Here is a 15435-nt window from a genome sequence, read left to right on the forward strand (position 1 = left end):
ATGCTTACGCCTTCGGCTCGTTCAGCGCGGCCTTCTCGTCGCCCGGCAGAACCACGGGCACATCAGGACCGGGCCGCGTCATGCCTTCCCACGGGCTGAGGAAGTCGAAGGTGCGGAAATCCTGGGTCAGCTTGACCGGCTCGTACACCACCCGCTTCTGCTCGTTGTCGTAGCGGACCTCGACATAGCCGGTCAGCGGGAAGTCCTTGCGCAGTGGGTGCCCCTCGAAGCCGTAATCGGTGAGGATTCGGCGCAGGTCCGGGTTGTCGGCGAAGAAGATGCCGTACAGGTCCCAGGCCTCGCGCTCGAACCAGGTCGCTGCCGGGAAGGTGCCGGCGGCGGACGGCACCGGCGTGTCCTCGTCGGTCGTCACCTTCAGTCGGATCCGGCGGTTATGCCGGAAGCTCAGCAGATGGTAGACGACCTCCAGCCGCTCCGGCCGGGTCGGGTAGTCGGCGCCGCAGAGATCGGTCAGCTGCTCGAACAGGGTGTCGGGCGCGTCGCGCAGATGGGTCAGCACCCGGACGATCGCCTCGCGCCGTACGGTCAGGGTCAGCTCGCCCGTCGGCGACACCCCGTGGCCGAGCACGTCCTCGCCCAGCGCCGCCGCAAGGGCCGTGCCGAGATCGGTCAGTTCCTGGATCGATGCCATTCTCGCTTCCCGATCCCTCAGCGGACGATCCGGTTGCCGCGCCGGATCTTCTTCTGCAGCTGCATGATGCCGTAGACCAGGGCCTCGGCCGTCGGCGGGCAACCCGGGACATAGATGTCGACCGGGACGATGCGGTCGCAGCCGCGCACCACCGAATAGGAATAGTGATAATAGCCGCCGCCATTGGCGCAGGAGCCCATCGAGATGACCCAGCGCGGCTCCGGCATCTGGTCATAGACCTTGCGCAGGGCCGGGGCCATCTTGTTGGTCAAGGTGCCGGCGACGATCATGACGTCGGACTGGCGCGGGCTGGGCCGCGGGATGACCCCGAGTCGGTCCAGGTCGTAACGCGGCATGTAGGCGTGGATCATCTCCACCGCGCAGCAGGCCAGGCCGAAGGTCATCGGCCACAGCGATCCGGTCCGCGCCCAGTCGATCAGCGAGTCGAACTGGGTCAGCAGGAAGCCCTTGTCCTGGATCTCGGCGTTGGCGGCGCGGATCACCGCGTCCTGCCCGGCGCCCGGCGGGATCGGGGTACCGACGCCCACGGGGCTGCTCGCCACCGTGCTGCCCGGCTGCGTCGCGCTCACTCCCATTCCAGCGCTCCCTTTTTCCACTCGTAGATGAAGCCGACGGTCAGGACGCCGAGGAACACCATCATCGACCAGAAGCCGAACATCCCGATGTCCTTGAGCGCCACGGCCCAGGGGAACAGGAAAGCCACCTCCAGGTCGAAAATGATGAACAGGATCGAGACCAGGTAGAACCGGACGTCGAACTTGGAGCGCGCATCGGCGAAGGCGTCGAAGCCGCACTCATAGGCCGAGAGCTTCTCGCTGTCCGGATTCTGCTTCCCGACGACGAGGGATGCGCCGACCGCGGCGCCGGCGATCACGATGGCGATCGCCAGGAAGACGAGGATCGGAAAGTACTCCGACACTAGAGAGGTCGTCATCGCTCACCCGTCACACGTGGAGCCTGCGCGATCTTGATCGGCAGGCGCTCCACCCCAAATCTCTTTCTTCGTCGTGAAGGCCGTCCGTCACGGCCGCCCTTCCGGCGCGGCCTTTATAGGCCGGCATGTCGGACGAGAGAAGCGAATTTCCGCCACATTTTGTAAATGCGAATGCTTCTCAACTGCATGATTTTGCTGAGATCTTCGCGCTTCCGGGAGCGGCCGCGGGCAGTTCAGCTGGACCGATGCGTCCAGCCGCGTCCAAATGCAGCAAGGGCCAAAAAGCCCGTCGAAGACGAGGCCGGCCCGGGCGCAATAACGATGATGGCAGGGGGAAGTGGCGCGAGTGACGGGACTTGAACCCGCGGCCTCCGGCGTGACAGGCCGGCGCTCTAACCAACTGAGCTACACCCGCGCAGGGTGCCGGCAGCGATCGCAGGCCTTCGGCGGACCGCCGAAACCCGGAGCGAAACCGGAAAACAGGAAGTGGCGCGAGTGACGGGACTTGAACCCGCGGCCTCCGGCGTGACAGGCCGGCGCTCTAACCAACTGAGCTACACCCGCATCTGGCCGCTCATCGCGGCGAGGCGCTTGAGATACCCACTCCACCGGGGGCTGTCAACTTGTATTGCCAGCGGGCGGTGCGGGATTTTCGCAGCGGCCGGATCAAGGATGGACCTGGGATTCGGGAAGCCGCGACGGCCGCCGCGGCGGCCGGGAACTGGTGGGCGATGACGGGCTCGAACCGCCGACACTCGGTGTGTAAAACCGATGCTCTACCAACTGAGCTAATCGCCCGGGCGGGCCCGCAGAGGCGAAGCCGCGGGGCCCGGACATGAAGCGGCCGGTCGGGCCAGGGCGCCGACCGGCCGGTTCAGGTCCATACGCGGTGGCTTACTTCTTCTTGCCGCCGGCGCTGTTGACGGAGTCCTTCAGGCCCTTGCCGGCCTTGAACTTGACCTGCTTGGAGGCGGCGATCTTGATGGTCTCGCCGGTGCGCGGATTGCGGCCCTCAGACGCGGCACGCGCCGCAACACCGAAGGTGCCGAACCCAACGAGGCGGACCTCCCCCCCCTTCGTCAACGTCTGGGTGACGCCGTCGATGAAGCTGTCGATGGCGTTGCCAGCATCGGCACGCGACAGACCGGTGCTTTCCGCGACGTGTGCGACGAGATCGTTCTTGTTCACGTGTCGGCCTCCTTCAGGCTCTGTGTTGGTCGTTCCGGCGGGTTCGCCGGATACAGGCTAGGTACTCTCCAAACCGACAACCGTTCGATGCGCCTTTTCCCGACACCGAAACGTCACGAAATGTAAGCGTATCGTGGAAACACGGTCAATCGTCGGCGGCCCTGAAACACATGGAATTCTGCCGAGTTCCAAGGCCGCCGCAATTGGTCAGTGGCGGATCACCGCTTCGTCGTCGCCATCGGCGGCGACGGGGGCGATGTCGTCCACATCCGCATCCTTCCATTCGATCGGTTCCAGAGCACGCACCAGGGCGTTCTTCAGAACCTCCTCGACACTGGCGGTCGGCAGGATTGCCAAGGCCTTCTTCACCGAATCCGGAATATCCGCAAGGTCTTTTTCATTGTCCTTCGGAATAATCACGGTCTTGATGCCGGCCCGGACCGCCGCCAACAGCTTCTCCTTCAGCCCGCCGATCGGCAGCACCCGCCCGCGCAGGGTGACCTCGCCGGTCATCGCCACGTCGCGGCGGACCGGATTCCCGGTCAGCGCCGAGACGATGGCCACGACCATGGCCACACCTGCCGACGGCCCGTCCTTCGGGGTCGCCCCCTCCGGCACGTGGATGTGGATGTCGCGCTTGGCAAAGATCGTCGGCTTGATGCCGAAGGACACGGCGCGGGCCTTGGCGAAGCTTTCCGCCGCCTGCACCGATTCCTTCATCACGTCGCCGAGCTTGCCGGTGGCGACCACGCGGCCGCGGCCGGGGACCGGCACCGCCTCGATCGTCAGGATCTCGCCGCCGACCTCGGTCCAGGCCAGGCCGGTGACGACGCCGACCATGTCCTCCAGTTCAGCCTCGCCGTAGCGGAACTTGCGCACGCCGGCATACTTGTCGAGGTCCTCCGTCTTGACGACGATCTTCTTGACGTCGCTCGACAGGATCTCGCGCACCGCCTTGCGCGCCAGGCCCGCGATCTCGCGCTCCAGGCTGCGGACGCCCGCCTCCCGGGTGTAGTAGCGAATCAGGTCGCGCAGCGCCTCGTCGGTCAGCGTCCACTCGCCCTTCTTCAGGCCGTTGGCCTCGGCCTGCTTCTGGATCAGGTGGCGCTTGGCGATCTCGATCTTCTCATCCTCGGTGTAGCCGGGGATGCGAATGATCTCCATGCGGTCCATCAGCGGCTGCGGCATGCGCAGGCTGTTGGCCGTGCAGATGAACATCACGTCCGACAGGTCGTAATCGACCTCGAGATAGTGGTCGTTGAAGGTCGAGTTCTGCTCCGGATCCAGCACCTCGAGCAGGGCCGAGGACGGGTCGCCGCGGTAGTCGGCGCCGAGCTTGTCGATCTCGTCCAGCAGGAACAGCGGGTTCGACGACTTCGCCTTCTTCATGCCCTGCAACACCTTGCCGGGCATCGAGCCGATATAGGTCCGCCGATGGCCGCGGATCTCCGCCTCGTCGCGGACGCCACCCAGCGACATGCGCACGAAGTTGCGGCCGGTGGCCTTGGCGATCGACTTGCCCAGCGAGGTCTTGCCGACGCCCGGCGGGCCGACCAGGCACAGGATCGAGCCGCGGATCTTGTTGGTCCGCTGCTGCACGGCAAGATATTCGAGGACGCGCTCCTTGACCTTCTCCAGGCCGAAATGGTCGTCGTTCAGCACCTGCTCGGCGTGCAGCAGGTCCTTCTTGATCCGGGTCCGCTGCTTCCAGGGAATCGACAGCATCCAGTCGAGGTAGTTGCGGACCACCGTGGCCTCGGCCGACATCGGGCTCATCGAGCGCAGCTTCTTCAGCTCGCCCATGGCCTTGTCGCGGGCCTCCTTGGTCAGCTTGGCCTTGTTGATCCGCTCCTCGAGCTCCGCCGCCTCGTCGCGGCCGTCCTCGCCCTCGCCGAGCTCCTTCTGGATCGCCTTCAGCTGCTCGTTCAGATAGTACTCGCGCTGGGTCTTCTCCATCTGCCGCTTGACCCGGCTGCGGATGCGCTTCTCGACCTGGAGGACGCCGATCTCGCCCTCCATGAAGCCGTAGACCTTCTCCAGCCGCTCGCTGATCGAGGCGATCTCGAGGATCTGCTGCTTCTCGGGGATCTTCAGCGACAGGTGCGCGGCGATGGTGTCGGCCAGCTTTGCGCCATCCTCGATCTGGTTGACCGAAACCAGCACCTCCGGCGGGATCTTCTTGTTGAGCTTGATGTACTGCTCGAACTGGGCGACCGCGGCCCGGCCCAGCGCCTCGACCTCCTGCGCGTCGGCAGTGACCTCCTCGAGCGGCTCGACCTGGGCCTGGAAGAATTCGGGGTTCTCGGCGTAGCGCACGATGCGTGCCCGCTTCACGCCTTCGACCAGCACCTTGACGGTCCCGTCCGGCAGCTTCAGCAGCTGCAGCACCGTCCCGATCGTGCCGACGTCGAAGATCTCCTCCGGCGACGGGTCGTCCTGCGAGGCGTTACGCTGGGTGACCAGGAGGATCTGCTTGTCCTCCTTCATCACGTCCTCAAGCGCGCGCACCGATTTCTCGCGGCCGACGAACAAGGGCACGATCATGTGCGGGAAGACCACGATGTCCCTCAGAGGCAACACCGGGTACAGCGCGTCTTTGTTCAGATTCAACATGCGTTCTGCCTTACTGGGGTGGGCAGCGGCCCGAGGAACGGCGCCGCGCCGGCGCCGGACGAAGGAGACCCGGCGCGCCCAATAGACGTGGCGATGACCGGAGGCCGTTCAAGGGACGGGGATGCTGCAACCCTCATGGTAGGGTCACAAGAGCGCAATCGGGCGGCAGTGGCAAGCCAAAGGCGGCCGTTTGCGCCAACTTCGAAATGAAACAGCCGATGCCCGGAGGCATCGGCTGTCAGATCGGTCAGGATGTGTCCGGCTCCCGGTTTCAGGCGCCGGGAGCGCGTTCCTGCTGTTTCTCCGCGTAGATCAGCAGCGGCTTGGCGCGGCCGTCGACCACCTCGCGGTTGACCACGATCTCGACCACGCCGTTCATGCTCGGCAGGTCGTACATCGGCTCGAGCAGGATGCTCTCCATGATCGAGCGCAGGCCACGCGCGCCGGTCTTGCGCTGGATGGCGCGGCTGGCGATGCCCTTCAGCGCATCGTCGGTCAGCGACAGATGCACGTCCTCCATCTCGAACAGCCGCTGGTACTGCTTCACCAGCGCGTTCTTCGGCTTGGACAGGATCTCGATCAGCGCTTCCGAGTCGAGATCCTCGAGCGTCGCGACCACCGGCAGGCGGCCGACGAATTCGGGGATCAGGCCGAACTTCAGCAGATCCTCGGGCTCGACCTCGCTGAAGATCTCGCCGGTCGTCCGCTCATCCGGCCCGCGCACATCGGCGCCGAAGCCGAGCGAGCTGCCCCGCCCGCGCGACGAGATGATCTTCTCCAGCCCGGAGAAGGCGCCGCCGCAGATGAACAGGATGTTGGTGGTGTCGACCTGCAGGAACTCCTGCTGCGGGTGCTTGCGCCCGCCCTGCGGCGGCACCGAAGCGATGGTGCCTTCCATGATCTTCAGCAGGGCCTGCTGCACGCCCTCGCCCGAGACGTCGCGGGTGATCGAGGGATTGTCCGACTTGCGGCTGATCTTGTCGACCTCGTCGATGTAGACGATGCCGCGCTGCGCCCGCTCGACGTTGTAGTCGGCGGCCTGCAGCAGCTTGAGGATGATGTTCTCGACATCCTCGCCGACATAGCCCGCCTCGGTCAGAGTGGTGGCGTCGGCCATGGTGAAGGGAACATCGAGGATGCGGGCCAGGGTCTGGGCCAGCAGCGTCTTGCCGCAGCCGGTCGGCCCGATCAGCAGGATGTTCGACTTCGCGAGCTCGACCTCGCCGTTCTTCTGGCCGTGCGCCAACCGCTTGTAGTGGTTGTGCACGGCGACCGAGAGCACCTTCTTCGCGTGCTCCTGGCCGATCACGTAGTCGTCCAGAACCTTGCGGATGTCCTTCGGCGTCGGGACCCCGTCGCGGTTCTTGACCAGCGTGGTCTTGTTCTCCTCGCGGATGATGTCGGTGCACAGCTCGACACACTCGTCGCAGATGAACACAGTCGGGCCCGCAATCAGCTTGCGAACCTCGTGCTGGCTCTTGCCGCAGAACGAGCAGTAGAGCGTGTTCTTCGAGTCACCGCCTGCGGTCTTACCCATCACTGCCTCACTTCCGCATCCGCGCTACCGATCCACGTTCTCCCCGCCGCGGGGACCTGCGGGCCGGGATGCGGCTGCCTCCAGATGGCGGCGGCTCTACCCTGCGACAAGCTCGTCCCGGCGCAAGGCAGATCCGCATCATCACGAATCAAGATAGCGCCCTTCGGCCCGGATCGGTAGGGCCGCGGGCAAAGAGATCGATTATTCGGCAACGGTCGGGCGCCGTTCGACGACCTCATCGACGATTCCGAAGCCCTTGGCTTCGTCGGCCGACATGTACTTGTCGCGGTCCATCGAGCGCTCGATCTCCTCGAGGCTCTGACCGGTGTGCTTGACGTAGACCTCGTTCAGCCGCTGCCGCAGCTTGAGGATCTCGCGCGCCTGGATCTCGATGTCCGAGGCCTGGCCGCGGGTGCCGCCGGAGGGCTGGTGCACCATGATCCGGCTGTTCGGCAGGGCGAAGCGCTTGCCCGGGGCGCCGGCCGCCAGCAGCAGCGAGCCCATCGAAGCCGCCTGGCCGATGCAGACGGTCATGATCTTCGGCTGGATGTACTGCATGGTGTCGTAGATCGCCATGCCCGCCGTGATCACCCCGCCCGGCGAGTTGATGTAGAAGGCGATGTCCTTCTTCGGGTTCTCCGATTCCAGGAACAGCAGCTGGGCGCAGACCAGGCTGGCCAGCTCGTCATAGATCGGCCCGGTCAGAAAGATGATCCGCTCCTTGAGGAGGCGGGAATAGATATCATAGGCGCGCTCGCCGCGATTGGTCTGCTCGACGACCATCGGGACCAGGGCGTTCATGGTCGGCTGATACGGAGGCATACGTTCCTCGAAGGGCTCGCGCGGGCCGGCAGGGCGCCGCGGCTCTCCCCTACATTAGGGGAGGTCCGCGGCGACCTTCAACCGATCAAGCGCCGGAAGCGGTGTCGGTGGCGGCCGGCTTGGCGTCGCCCGCCTCGTCCTCGTCCGGGTCGCGCGCCAGCTCCTCCGGCGTCACGGTGGTGTCGTTGACCTTGATCTTGCCGAGGATCAGGTCGACGACCTTCTCCTCGAACAGCGGCGCGCGCAGATTCTCGATCGCCTGCGGGTTCTTGCGGAAGAAGTCGACGACCTGCTGCTCCTGGCCCGGATAGCGGCGGGCCTCGGCGATCAGGGCGCGGTTCAGCTCTTCCTGCGTCACCTCGACGTTCTCGGCGCGGCCGATCTCGGCGAACAGCAGGCCCAGGCGGACGCGGCGCTCGGCGATGGCGCGGTACTCGGCCTTCAGCTCGTCCTCCGGCTTGTTCTTGTCCGGATTGTCCTCGCCGCCGGTCTCGATCGACTGCTGCACCTGCTGCCAGATCTGGTCGAACTCGAGATCGACCATGCCCTGCGGCACGGCGAAATCGACCAGCTCGGCCAGCTTGTCGAGCAGCTTGCGCTTGGCGCGCAGGCGCGACACCCGGCCGAACTCCTGCTCGGTCTGGCCCTTGACCGCGTTGCGCAGGCCCTCGAGATCCTCGAAGCCCAGCTCCTTGGCGAAGTCCTCGTTCACCTCCGGCACCACGCCCTGCTCGATCGACTTGACGTCGACCTCGAAGGCGGCCGGCTTGCCGGCGTGCTCGGGGCTCGCATACTCCTCGGGGAAGCTCAGCGAGACGGTGACGTGCTCGCCCGGCTTCTTGCCGATCAGCTGTTCCTCGAAGCCCGGAATGAACCGGTTCGAGCCGATCTCGAGGCGGTGGTCCTTGCCGGACATCTCCTCGCTCGGCGCGGCGCCGTCGAGGCTGCCTTCGAAGTCGATGACGGCGACGTCGCCGGCCTGCAGGCCGCGCTCCTCGGTCACCGGCTCGAACTTGCGGCGGGTCTCGGCGATCCGGGTCAGGCCGGCCGAGATCTGCTCCTCGGTCACCTCGGCGACCGGGCGGTCGATCTCGACGCTGTCGAAGGCCGGCGCGGTGATCTCCGGCAGCACCTCGACATCGACCTTGTATTCGAGGTCCTTGCCCTCGTCGAAGCTGGTCACCTCGACCTTCGGGCGCAGGGCCGGGCGGAGGTTGCGCTCCTCCAGGGCCTGGCGGGTGCCCTCGTCGACGGCCCCTTCCAGGACCTCGCCCATGACCGACTTGCCGTAGCGCTGCTTCATCAGCGACACCGGCACCTTGCCGGGGCGGAAGCCGGGGAGCTTGACCCGGCCCGCGAGCTTGACGAGCTCCGTCTGGACGCGCTGTTCGATGTCGGCCGCAGGCACGACGATCTTGAACTCGTGCCGCAGACCCTCGGTGCTGGTTTCGATCACTTGCATCGGTCTTCAGGAATCCGTCGATGTGACAGGTCGGTCGAGCTGTGCCCTGTCGGGATGTTCAATGGTGCGGGCGGAGGGATTTGAACCCCCACGGCTTTCGCCGCTGGAACCTAAATCCAGTGCGTCTACCAATTCCGCCACGCCCGCGAAGACCCCCACCCCTGCACGTTCCCGAAAACACGCACAAAACGACGCGCAGCGAAGGGGGTCGGCCCTGCGAAGGGGCGGTCATAGCACAGGGTTTTTGCGGACGACAGGCAAAACGCGAGCGCCCGTGCGGCTCATGGCCCGCCGGCGAGGCGGTCCAGCACGCCGGGCAGCGCGTCGATCACGTCCTCGGCGATCAGCCCGGCACCGACGCGCTGCGCCGCGGCGCCGTGCAGCCAGACCGCGGCGCAGGCGGCCTCGAAGCCGGGCATGCCCTGCGCCTTCAGCCCCAGCACGATGCCGGCCAGGACGTCGCCGGTGCCGCCGGTGGCCAGGGTCGGCGGGGCGTTGGCGTTGATCGCGGCGCGGCCGTCCGGCGCGGCGATGATGGTGTCAGCCCCTTTCAGCACCAGCACGGCGCCGACCGCAGCCGCGGCCTGGCGGGCCCGGACCAGGCGCGGAGCCTCATCCTTGCCGAACAGCCGGTCGAACTCGCCCTGATGCGGGGTCAGCACGCAATCGGCGTCCAACGCGCCGGCCAGCGCCTGCGGCTCGCCGGCATAGCTGGCGAGGCCGTCGGCATCGAGCACCAGCGACTTGCCGGCATTGCGCACCGCCGCGACCGCCTGGCGCAGCGCCGGCCCGGCCCCGCCGCCGGGGCCGATCAGCACCGGGCCGAGGCGCCGGTCGGCCAGCAGCCCGTCCCAGCGTTCCGTCGGCAGCGCCATCGCGCCCGGCCAGTCGGCGCGGAAGGCCGGCAGCGCCGCCTCCGGCGCGACCACGGTGAGCAGGCCGGCACCGACCCGCCGCGCCGCCCGCGCCGCCAGCCGGGCCGCGCCGGTCAGGCTGCCGCCGGCGAGGATCAGCGGGTGGCCGCGGTCGTATTTGTGCTGCGCCGGCGCGGCGTGCGGCAGGGCGGCGCGCCACAGCGCCGGTCCGTTCTCGTGCAGCCCCGGCCCGATGGCGTCGAGCACCCCGGCATCGATGCCGATATCGGCCACCCGGGTCTCGCCGCACAGGGTGCGGCCGGCCAGCAGCAGGTGGCCGGGCTTGCGGCGGAAGAAGGTGACGGTCAGCGCCGCCGGCGCCACCGGGCCGGGAGCCGAGCCATCGTCGCCGAACAGGCCGCTGGGCACGTCGACCGCGACCACCGGCAGGCCGGAGCGCGCCGCGGCCTCGATCAGCGCCGCGGCCTTGCCCTCCGGTGCCCGGTTCAGCCCTGCGCCGAACAGAGAATCGACAATGAGGCCGGCGCCGTCCAGCACAGCCGGGGTCGGCGCTTCCACCCTGCCCTGCCAACCAGCCGCCGCCTCGGCCGCATCGCCGCGCAGGGATTTGATCGCGACCAGCGACGCCAGCCGCACCGGCCAGCCCTGTTCCGCCAGCAGGCGAGCGACGACATAGCCGTCTCCACCATTGTTGCCGGGGCCGCACAGCACCGCGACCGGGCGCGGCGACCAACGGGCGCGGATCGCCCGCGCCACCGCCGCCCCCGCCCGCTCCATCAGCACGATGCCGGGGGTGCCGGCGGCGATGGTGCGGCGGTCGGCCTCGCCCATCTCCGCCGCGGTCAGCAGGGCGAGGTCGGAGAGCCTCACCGCGCGATCTTCCCGACCGCCTCCTTGAAGGCGGCGATGTCGGCGCGGGCGGCGTCGCGCAGCAAAGTGATCTCGGCCGGGCCGATGACGATTCGGCAGCCGTCCCGCACCATCTCGGCCGGCGAGCGGCCGAGCGAGGGCAGCGAGCCCAGCCATTTACCGCTGTCCTGGATGGCGCGCTCGGCCCGGCGAATCGTGTCGCGCACCTCCGGGTCGTCGAAGCGGCCGAGCTTGCCGAGGCTGCCGGACAGGTCCCAGGGGCCGATGAACAGCCCGTCGACGCCGTCGACCGCGGCGATGTCGGGAATCGCCTCCACCGCCTGTCGGGTCTCGATCTGGCACAGGATCAGGAGATTGTCGGTGATGGTCTGCTGGTAATCGGCCGCCAGGCCGAAATCCGCGCCGCGGGCGATGCCGTAGGCGACGCCGCGGATGCCGGCCGGCGGATAGCGGCAGGCGGCGACCGCGGCCTCCGCCTCGTCCTTCGAATTGACCTGCGGCACCATCACGCCCTCGGCGCCGATGTCGAGGATGCGCTTGGCATAGACCGGATCGTTCCAGGGCATGCGGACGATGCCGGTGGCCGGGGTGCCGGCCAGGGCCTGCAGGCTGGGCACCGCATCGGCGACCGCGGCCGGGCCATGCTCGTGATCGAGCAGCACGATGTCGTAGCCGGCGAGGCCCAGCAGCTCGGTGATCAGCGAATGGCCGATGCCCTGCCAGCAGCCATAGACGGGTTCACCCGCCCGCAGCTTCCGTTTCGCGGCGTTCGGTCGATACAAGGCAGCCTCCTCCGATGCGGTGGAGACAGGCGTATCAGAGGATGGCAGGGAGGGAAATGGGGCGACCAACGGGGCTCGAACCCGCGACATCTCGGACCACAACCGAGTGCTCTACCAGCTGAGCTATGGCCGCCACAGCATTTGCGGCGGCTCATATGAGCCATCGTCGCTTCGACGTCAAGCGCAAGACGCATTCCCACCGATCAAGGGCGCAGCGGGGCATGACCGCGGCCCTCCGGGACGCCATAGTCCGCTGCGACACAACTCAGCAGGGTTAGGCAGATGCTCATCCAGTCGGCCGCCATGGCCAATCTCGGCACCGAGACCGCGTTCGACGTGCTGGCGCGGGCCCAGGCGCTGGCGGCGCAGGGCCGCGACATCATCAATCTCGGCATCGGCCAGCCCGATTTCCGCACCCCCGACCACATCGTCGAGGCGGCGGTGAAGGCGCTGCGCGACGGCCATCACGGCTATACCCCGGCCGGCGGCATCCCGGCGCTGCGACGGGCGGTGGCCGATGACCTCGAGGCCCGGCGCGGCGTCACGGCCGACCCGGACGACGTGGTGATCATGCCCGGCGGCAAGGTGACGATGTGGTTCGCCATCCTGATGTTCGGCGAGCCGGGGGCCGAGATCCTGTACCCCAACCCCGGCTTCCCGATCTACGAATCGGCCATCCGCTTTACCGGGGCGACACCGGTGCCGGTGCGGCTGCGCGAGGAGAACGGATTCGCCTTCTCGGCCGAGGAGGTGCTGGCCCAGATCACGCCGCGCACCCGCCTGCTGATCATCAACAGCCCGGCCAACCCGACCGGCGGCCTCGTGCCGAAGGCCGAGCTGGACCGCCTGGCCGCAGGGCTTGAGAAGTACCCGCATGTCGCGGTGCTGAGCGACGAGATCTACAGCCGCATCCTCTACGATGGGGCGGAGCACAGCTGCTTCCTCTCCTACCCTGCCCTGCGCGACCGGGTGATCCTGCTGGACGGCTGGTCCAAGACCTACGCCATGACCGGCTGGCGGCTGGGCTGGAGCGTGTGGCCGAAGGCGCTGCGCGAGGGCGCGACGCGGCTGGCCGTCAACTCCCATTCCTGCGTCAACGCCGCCGCCCAATATGCCGGCATCGCCGCGCTGCAGGGGCCGCAGGACGCGGTCGACACCATGTGCGCCGCCTTCGCCGAACGTCGCCGGGTGGTGGTCGACTCGCTGAACCGGCTGCCCGGCGTCCGCTGCGTCGAGCCGGGCGGCGCCTTCTACGCCTTCCCCAACATCAGCGGCACCGGCCTGTCGGCGAAGGCGCTGCAGACCCGGCTGCTGGAGGAGTGCGGCGTTGCCACCATCGCCGGCACCAGCTTCGGCGCCATGGGCGAAGGCTTCCTGCGCCTGTCCTACGCCAACAGCGTCGACGCCATCCGCCAGGCCGTGGACCGCATGGCGGGCGCCCTGACTTGATCGAAGCCCAAAGAAGCAGCACTATGCCTAAATTCTGAGCAAGCCCCCGTTCGTCCCGGTCGCCGACGCGGAGTCGGCGACTGGCACGGGGCTTGCTTCACATCTCGGCGAGAGCGTTCCGCACCCGGCGGTGGCGCGCAAACGATCCAGGGAACGGTTCCGAACCCATGAAGAAAGTCGAAGCCATCATCAAGCCGTTCAAGCTCGACGAGGTGAAGGAGGCCCTTCACGAGGTCGGGATCAAGGGCATCACCGTGACCGAGGCGAAGGGCTTCGGTCGCCAGAAGGGCCACACCGAGCTGTATCGCGGCGCGGAATACGTGGTCGACTTCCTGCCCAAGGTGAAGGTCGAGGTGGTCATGGAGGACGCCCTGGTCGAACGTGCGATCGAGGCCATCCAGCAGGCTGCCCAGACCGGCCGGATCGGTGACGGCAAGATCTTCGTCACCCCGGTGGAGGAAGTCATCCGCATCCGCACCGGAGAGAAGGGCGCCGACGCCATCTGAGCGTCGGCCCTACGAGCCGCCCAAGAACGCCTCTCAAGAAACGCAAACACAGTCCGAAACACAGGAAAATAACATCATGGCCGATGGTGTGACCAAGGTCCTCGACCTGATCAAAGAGAACGACGTCAAATACGTCGACTTCCGCTTCACCGATTTCCGCGGGAAGGTGCATCACGTCAGCCAGCACGTCTCGACGGTGGACGAGGACATGCTGACGGACGGCGTCATGTTCGACGGCTCGTCGATCTCCGGCTGGAAGGCGATCAACGAATCCGACATGATCCTGATGCCGGATGTCGACACCGCGGTCATGGACCCCTTCGCCGCCCAGGCGCAGTTGAACATCACCTGCGACATCCTGGAGCCGGCCACCGGCCAGCCCTACAGCCGTGACCCGCGCTCGATCGCCAAGTCGGCGGAGCGCTACATGGCGTCGCTCGGCATCGGCGACACCGCCTATTTCGGCCCCGAGGCCGAGTTCTTCATCTTCGACGACGTCCGCTACCAGCAGAACAACACCTCGGCGTTCTACTACCTCGACAGCGAGGACGCGTCGGAGAACACCGGCAAGGTCTATCCGGACGGCAACCGCGGCCACCGCGTGCAGCCGAAGGGCGGCTACTTCCCGGTGCCGCCGCTGGACGCCGCGCACGACCTGCGCGCCGAGATGCTGACGACCCTGGCCGAGATGGGCGTGACGGTCGAGAAGCACCACCATGAGGTGGCCGCCTCGCAACATGAGCTGGGCATCAAGTTCGAGACCCTGATCAAGAGCGCCGACGCGCTGCAGATGTTCAAATACGTCGTGCACAACGTCGCCGACGCCTACGGCAAGAGCGCGACCTTCATGCCGAAGCCGGTCAAGGGCGACAACGGCTCGGGCATGCATGTCCATCAGTCGATCTGGAAGGAAGGCAAGCCGACCTTTGCCGGCTCGGGCTATGCAGACCTGTCGGACACCGCGCTGTACTACATCGGCGGCATCATCAAGCACGCCAAGGCGCTGAACGCCCTGACCAACCCGTCGACCAACAGCTACAAGCGCCTGATCCCGGGCTTCGAGGCGCCGGTGCTGCTGGCCTATTCGGCCCGCAACCGCTCGGCCTCCTGCCGCATCCCCTACGTCTCCTCGCCCAAGGGCAAGCGCGTCGAGGTGCGGTTCCCGGACCCGACCGCGAACCCCTACCTCGCCTTCTCGGCCATGCTGATGGCCGGCCTGGACGGCATCCAGAACAAGATCCATCCCGGCGAGGCGATGGACAAGAACCTGTACGACCTGCCGCCGGAAGAGCTGAAGAACGTCCCGACCGTCTGCGGCTCGCTGCGCGAGGCGCTGTTGGCGCTCGAGGCCGACCACGCCTTCCTGCTGAAGGGCGACGTGTTCAGCAAGGACATGATCGAAGCCTATCTCGAGCTGAAGTGGGAAGAGGTCTACGCCTTCGAGCACACCCCGCACCCGATCGAGTTCCAGATGTACTACTCGGTCTGATCGGTCGCCATACGGACGCCCCGCTCCCCTTCTGTCATGCCCGGGCTTGACCCGGGCATCCAGAGATGTCGAAGCCGCTCTGGGTGGCCCCTGGATCGCCGGGTCAAGCCCGGCGATGACAGTTGGGGGATTGGGCCCTATGGCCAAGTGATCATCCTGACCCGAAAGAACCCGCCGGCGACGGCGGGTTTTTTCTTGCGCAAATGGCAGGCGGGATAGGCTTGCGATTGCCCGC

General features: G+C 67.1%; 13 protein-coding genes and 5 tRNA genes. 3 read left to right on the forward strand and 15 right to left on the reverse strand.

Annotated elements, in window-relative coordinates; genetic code table 11:
- Window positions 1–4: 4 nt before the first annotated feature.
- From QFZ27_RS27925 to QFZ27_RS27995, 15 genes are all read right to left on the reverse strand, one after another.
- Window positions 5–652 (reverse strand): NADH-quinone oxidoreductase subunit C, encoded by a 648-nt coding sequence (locus QFZ27_RS27925; RefSeq protein ID WP_429229730.1) that lies wholly within the window; start codon window positions 650–652, stop codon window positions 5–7.
- A gap of 17 nt (window positions 653–669) precedes the next feature.
- Window positions 670–1248 carry a NuoB/complex I 20 kDa subunit family protein gene (locus tag QFZ27_RS27930; RefSeq protein WP_429229731.1) on the reverse strand — a complete coding sequence of 193 codons (579 nt, stop codon included), beginning with the start codon at window positions 1246–1248 and terminating at the stop codon, window positions 670–672.
- Entirely contained in the window at window positions 1239–1607 is a 369-nt protein-coding gene (locus QFZ27_RS27935; protein WP_034832298.1) for an NADH-quinone oxidoreductase subunit A, read from the reverse strand. Before QFZ27_RS27935 ends, QFZ27_RS27930 begins: the two co-directional genes overlap by 10 nt.
- A gap of 338 nt (window positions 1608–1945) precedes the next feature.
- Window positions 1946–2022 (reverse strand) — tRNA-Asp (locus QFZ27_RS27940).
- Between the two features lie 72 nt (window positions 2023–2094).
- Window positions 2095–2171: transfer RNA gene (locus QFZ27_RS27945), tRNA-Asp, on the reverse strand.
- A 158-nt stretch (window positions 2172–2329) separates the two neighbouring features.
- A tRNA-Val gene (locus QFZ27_RS27950) sits at window positions 2330–2405 on the reverse strand.
- 96 nt (window positions 2406–2501) lie between these two features.
- The gene (locus QFZ27_RS27955) at window positions 2502–2795 is read right to left on the reverse strand and encodes an HU family DNA-binding protein (protein WP_138891105.1); all 294 of its coding nucleotides are present in this window, start codon (window positions 2793–2795) and stop codon (window positions 2502–2504) included.
- 207 nt (window positions 2796–3002) lie between these two features.
- Window positions 3003–5408, reverse strand: coding sequence for an endopeptidase La (gene lon / locus QFZ27_RS27960; protein ID WP_429229732.1), 2406 nt, complete (start codon window positions 5406–5408; stop codon window positions 3003–3005).
- 271 nt (window positions 5409–5679) lie between these two features.
- Window positions 5680–6945: an ATP-dependent Clp protease ATP-binding subunit ClpX gene (gene clpX / locus QFZ27_RS27965; protein ID WP_429229733.1), complete on the reverse strand. Its 1266-nt coding sequence runs from the start codon at window positions 6943–6945 to the stop codon at window positions 5680–5682.
- A gap of 201 nt (window positions 6946–7146) precedes the next feature.
- Window positions 7147–7767, reverse strand: coding sequence for an ATP-dependent Clp endopeptidase proteolytic subunit ClpP (gene clpP, locus QFZ27_RS27970; protein WP_429229734.1), 621 nt, complete (start codon window positions 7765–7767; stop codon window positions 7147–7149).
- 85 nt (window positions 7768–7852) lie between these two features.
- Window positions 7853–9229, reverse strand: coding sequence for a trigger factor (gene tig, locus QFZ27_RS27975; protein WP_429229735.1), 1377 nt, complete (start codon window positions 9227–9229; stop codon window positions 7853–7855).
- A 62-nt stretch (window positions 9230–9291) separates the two neighbouring features.
- A tRNA-Leu gene (locus tag QFZ27_RS27980) sits at window positions 9292–9376 on the reverse strand.
- A gap of 134 nt (window positions 9377–9510) precedes the next feature.
- A complete protein-coding gene (locus tag QFZ27_RS27985) occupies window positions 9511–10974 on the reverse strand; it encodes an NAD(P)H-hydrate dehydratase (protein ID WP_429229736.1) in 1464 nt (487 codons plus the stop codon).
- Entirely contained in the window at window positions 10971–11756 is a 786-nt protein-coding gene (locus tag QFZ27_RS27990) for an HpcH/HpaI aldolase family protein (RefSeq protein ID WP_429229737.1), read from the reverse strand. Before QFZ27_RS27990 ends, QFZ27_RS27985 begins: the two co-directional genes overlap by 4 nt.
- A 57-nt stretch (window positions 11757–11813) precedes the next feature.
- Window positions 11814–11889 (reverse strand) — tRNA-His (locus tag QFZ27_RS27995).
- A 149-nt stretch (window positions 11890–12038) separates the two neighbouring features.
- Between QFZ27_RS27995 and QFZ27_RS28000 the strand changes: the two genes are divergently transcribed.
- The 3 genes from QFZ27_RS28000 to glnA all read left to right on the forward strand — a co-directional run bounded on the left by QFZ27_RS28000 (window position 12039) and on the right by glnA (window position 15200).
- Window positions 12039–13205, forward strand: coding sequence for a pyridoxal phosphate-dependent aminotransferase (locus QFZ27_RS28000; protein ID WP_429229738.1), 1167 nt, complete (start codon window positions 12039–12041; stop codon window positions 13203–13205).
- Window positions 13206–13372: 167 nt separating this feature from the next.
- On the forward strand, window positions 13373–13711 hold the full coding sequence (locus QFZ27_RS28005) for a P-II family nitrogen regulator (RefSeq protein ID WP_034832554.1): 339 nt from the start codon (window positions 13373–13375) through the stop codon (window positions 13709–13711).
- 76 nt (window positions 13712–13787) lie between these two features.
- Complete coding sequence (gene glnA, locus QFZ27_RS28010; RefSeq protein WP_429229739.1) at window positions 13788–15200, forward strand: type I glutamate--ammonia ligase; 1413 nt, start codon at window positions 13788–13790, stop codon at window positions 15198–15200.
- Window positions 15201–15435 lie beyond the last annotated feature (235 nt).

This window comes from Inquilinus ginsengisoli (genome assembly GCF_050434925.1).
GTDB lineage: Bacteria > Pseudomonadota > Alphaproteobacteria > DSM-16000 > Inquilinaceae > Inquilinus > Inquilinus ginsengisoli_B.

What these genes read in the sequence shown, in the direction of transcription:
- QFZ27_RS27930 (WP_429229731.1), bottom strand. Translation starts at nt 1,248, where the DNA reads ATGGGAGTGAGCGCGACGCAGCCGGGCAGCACGGTGGCGAGCAGCCCC.
- QFZ27_RS27925 (WP_429229730.1), bottom strand. Translation starts at nt 652, where the DNA reads ATGGCATCGATCCAGGAACTGACCGATCTCGGCACGGCCCTTGCGGCG.
- glnA (WP_429229739.1), top strand. Translation starts at nt 13,788, where the DNA reads ATGGCCGATGGTGTGACCAAGGTCCTCGACCTGATCAAAGAGAACGAC.
- lon (WP_429229732.1), bottom strand. Translation starts at nt 5,408, where the DNA reads ATGTTGAATCTGAACAAAGACGCGCTGTACCCGGTGTTGCCTCTGAGG.
- tig (WP_429229735.1), bottom strand. Translation starts at nt 9,229, where the DNA reads ATGCAAGTGATCGAAACCAGCACCGAGGGTCTGCGGCACGAGTTCAAG.
- QFZ27_RS28005 (WP_034832554.1), top strand. Translation starts at nt 13,373, where the DNA reads ATGAAGAAAGTCGAAGCCATCATCAAGCCGTTCAAGCTCGACGAGGTG.
- clpP (WP_429229734.1), bottom strand. Translation starts at nt 7,767, where the DNA reads ATGCCTCCGTATCAGCCGACCATGAACGCCCTGGTCCCGATGGTCGTC.
- QFZ27_RS27935 (WP_034832298.1), bottom strand. Translation starts at nt 1,607, where the DNA reads ATGACGACCTCTCTAGTGTCGGAGTACTTTCCGATCCTCGTCTTCCTG.
- QFZ27_RS28000 (WP_429229738.1), top strand. Translation starts at nt 12,039, where the DNA reads ATGCTCATCCAGTCGGCCGCCATGGCCAATCTCGGCACCGAGACCGCG.
- clpX (WP_429229733.1), bottom strand. Translation starts at nt 6,945, where the DNA reads ATGGGTAAGACCGCAGGCGGTGACTCGAAGAACACGCTCTACTGCTCG.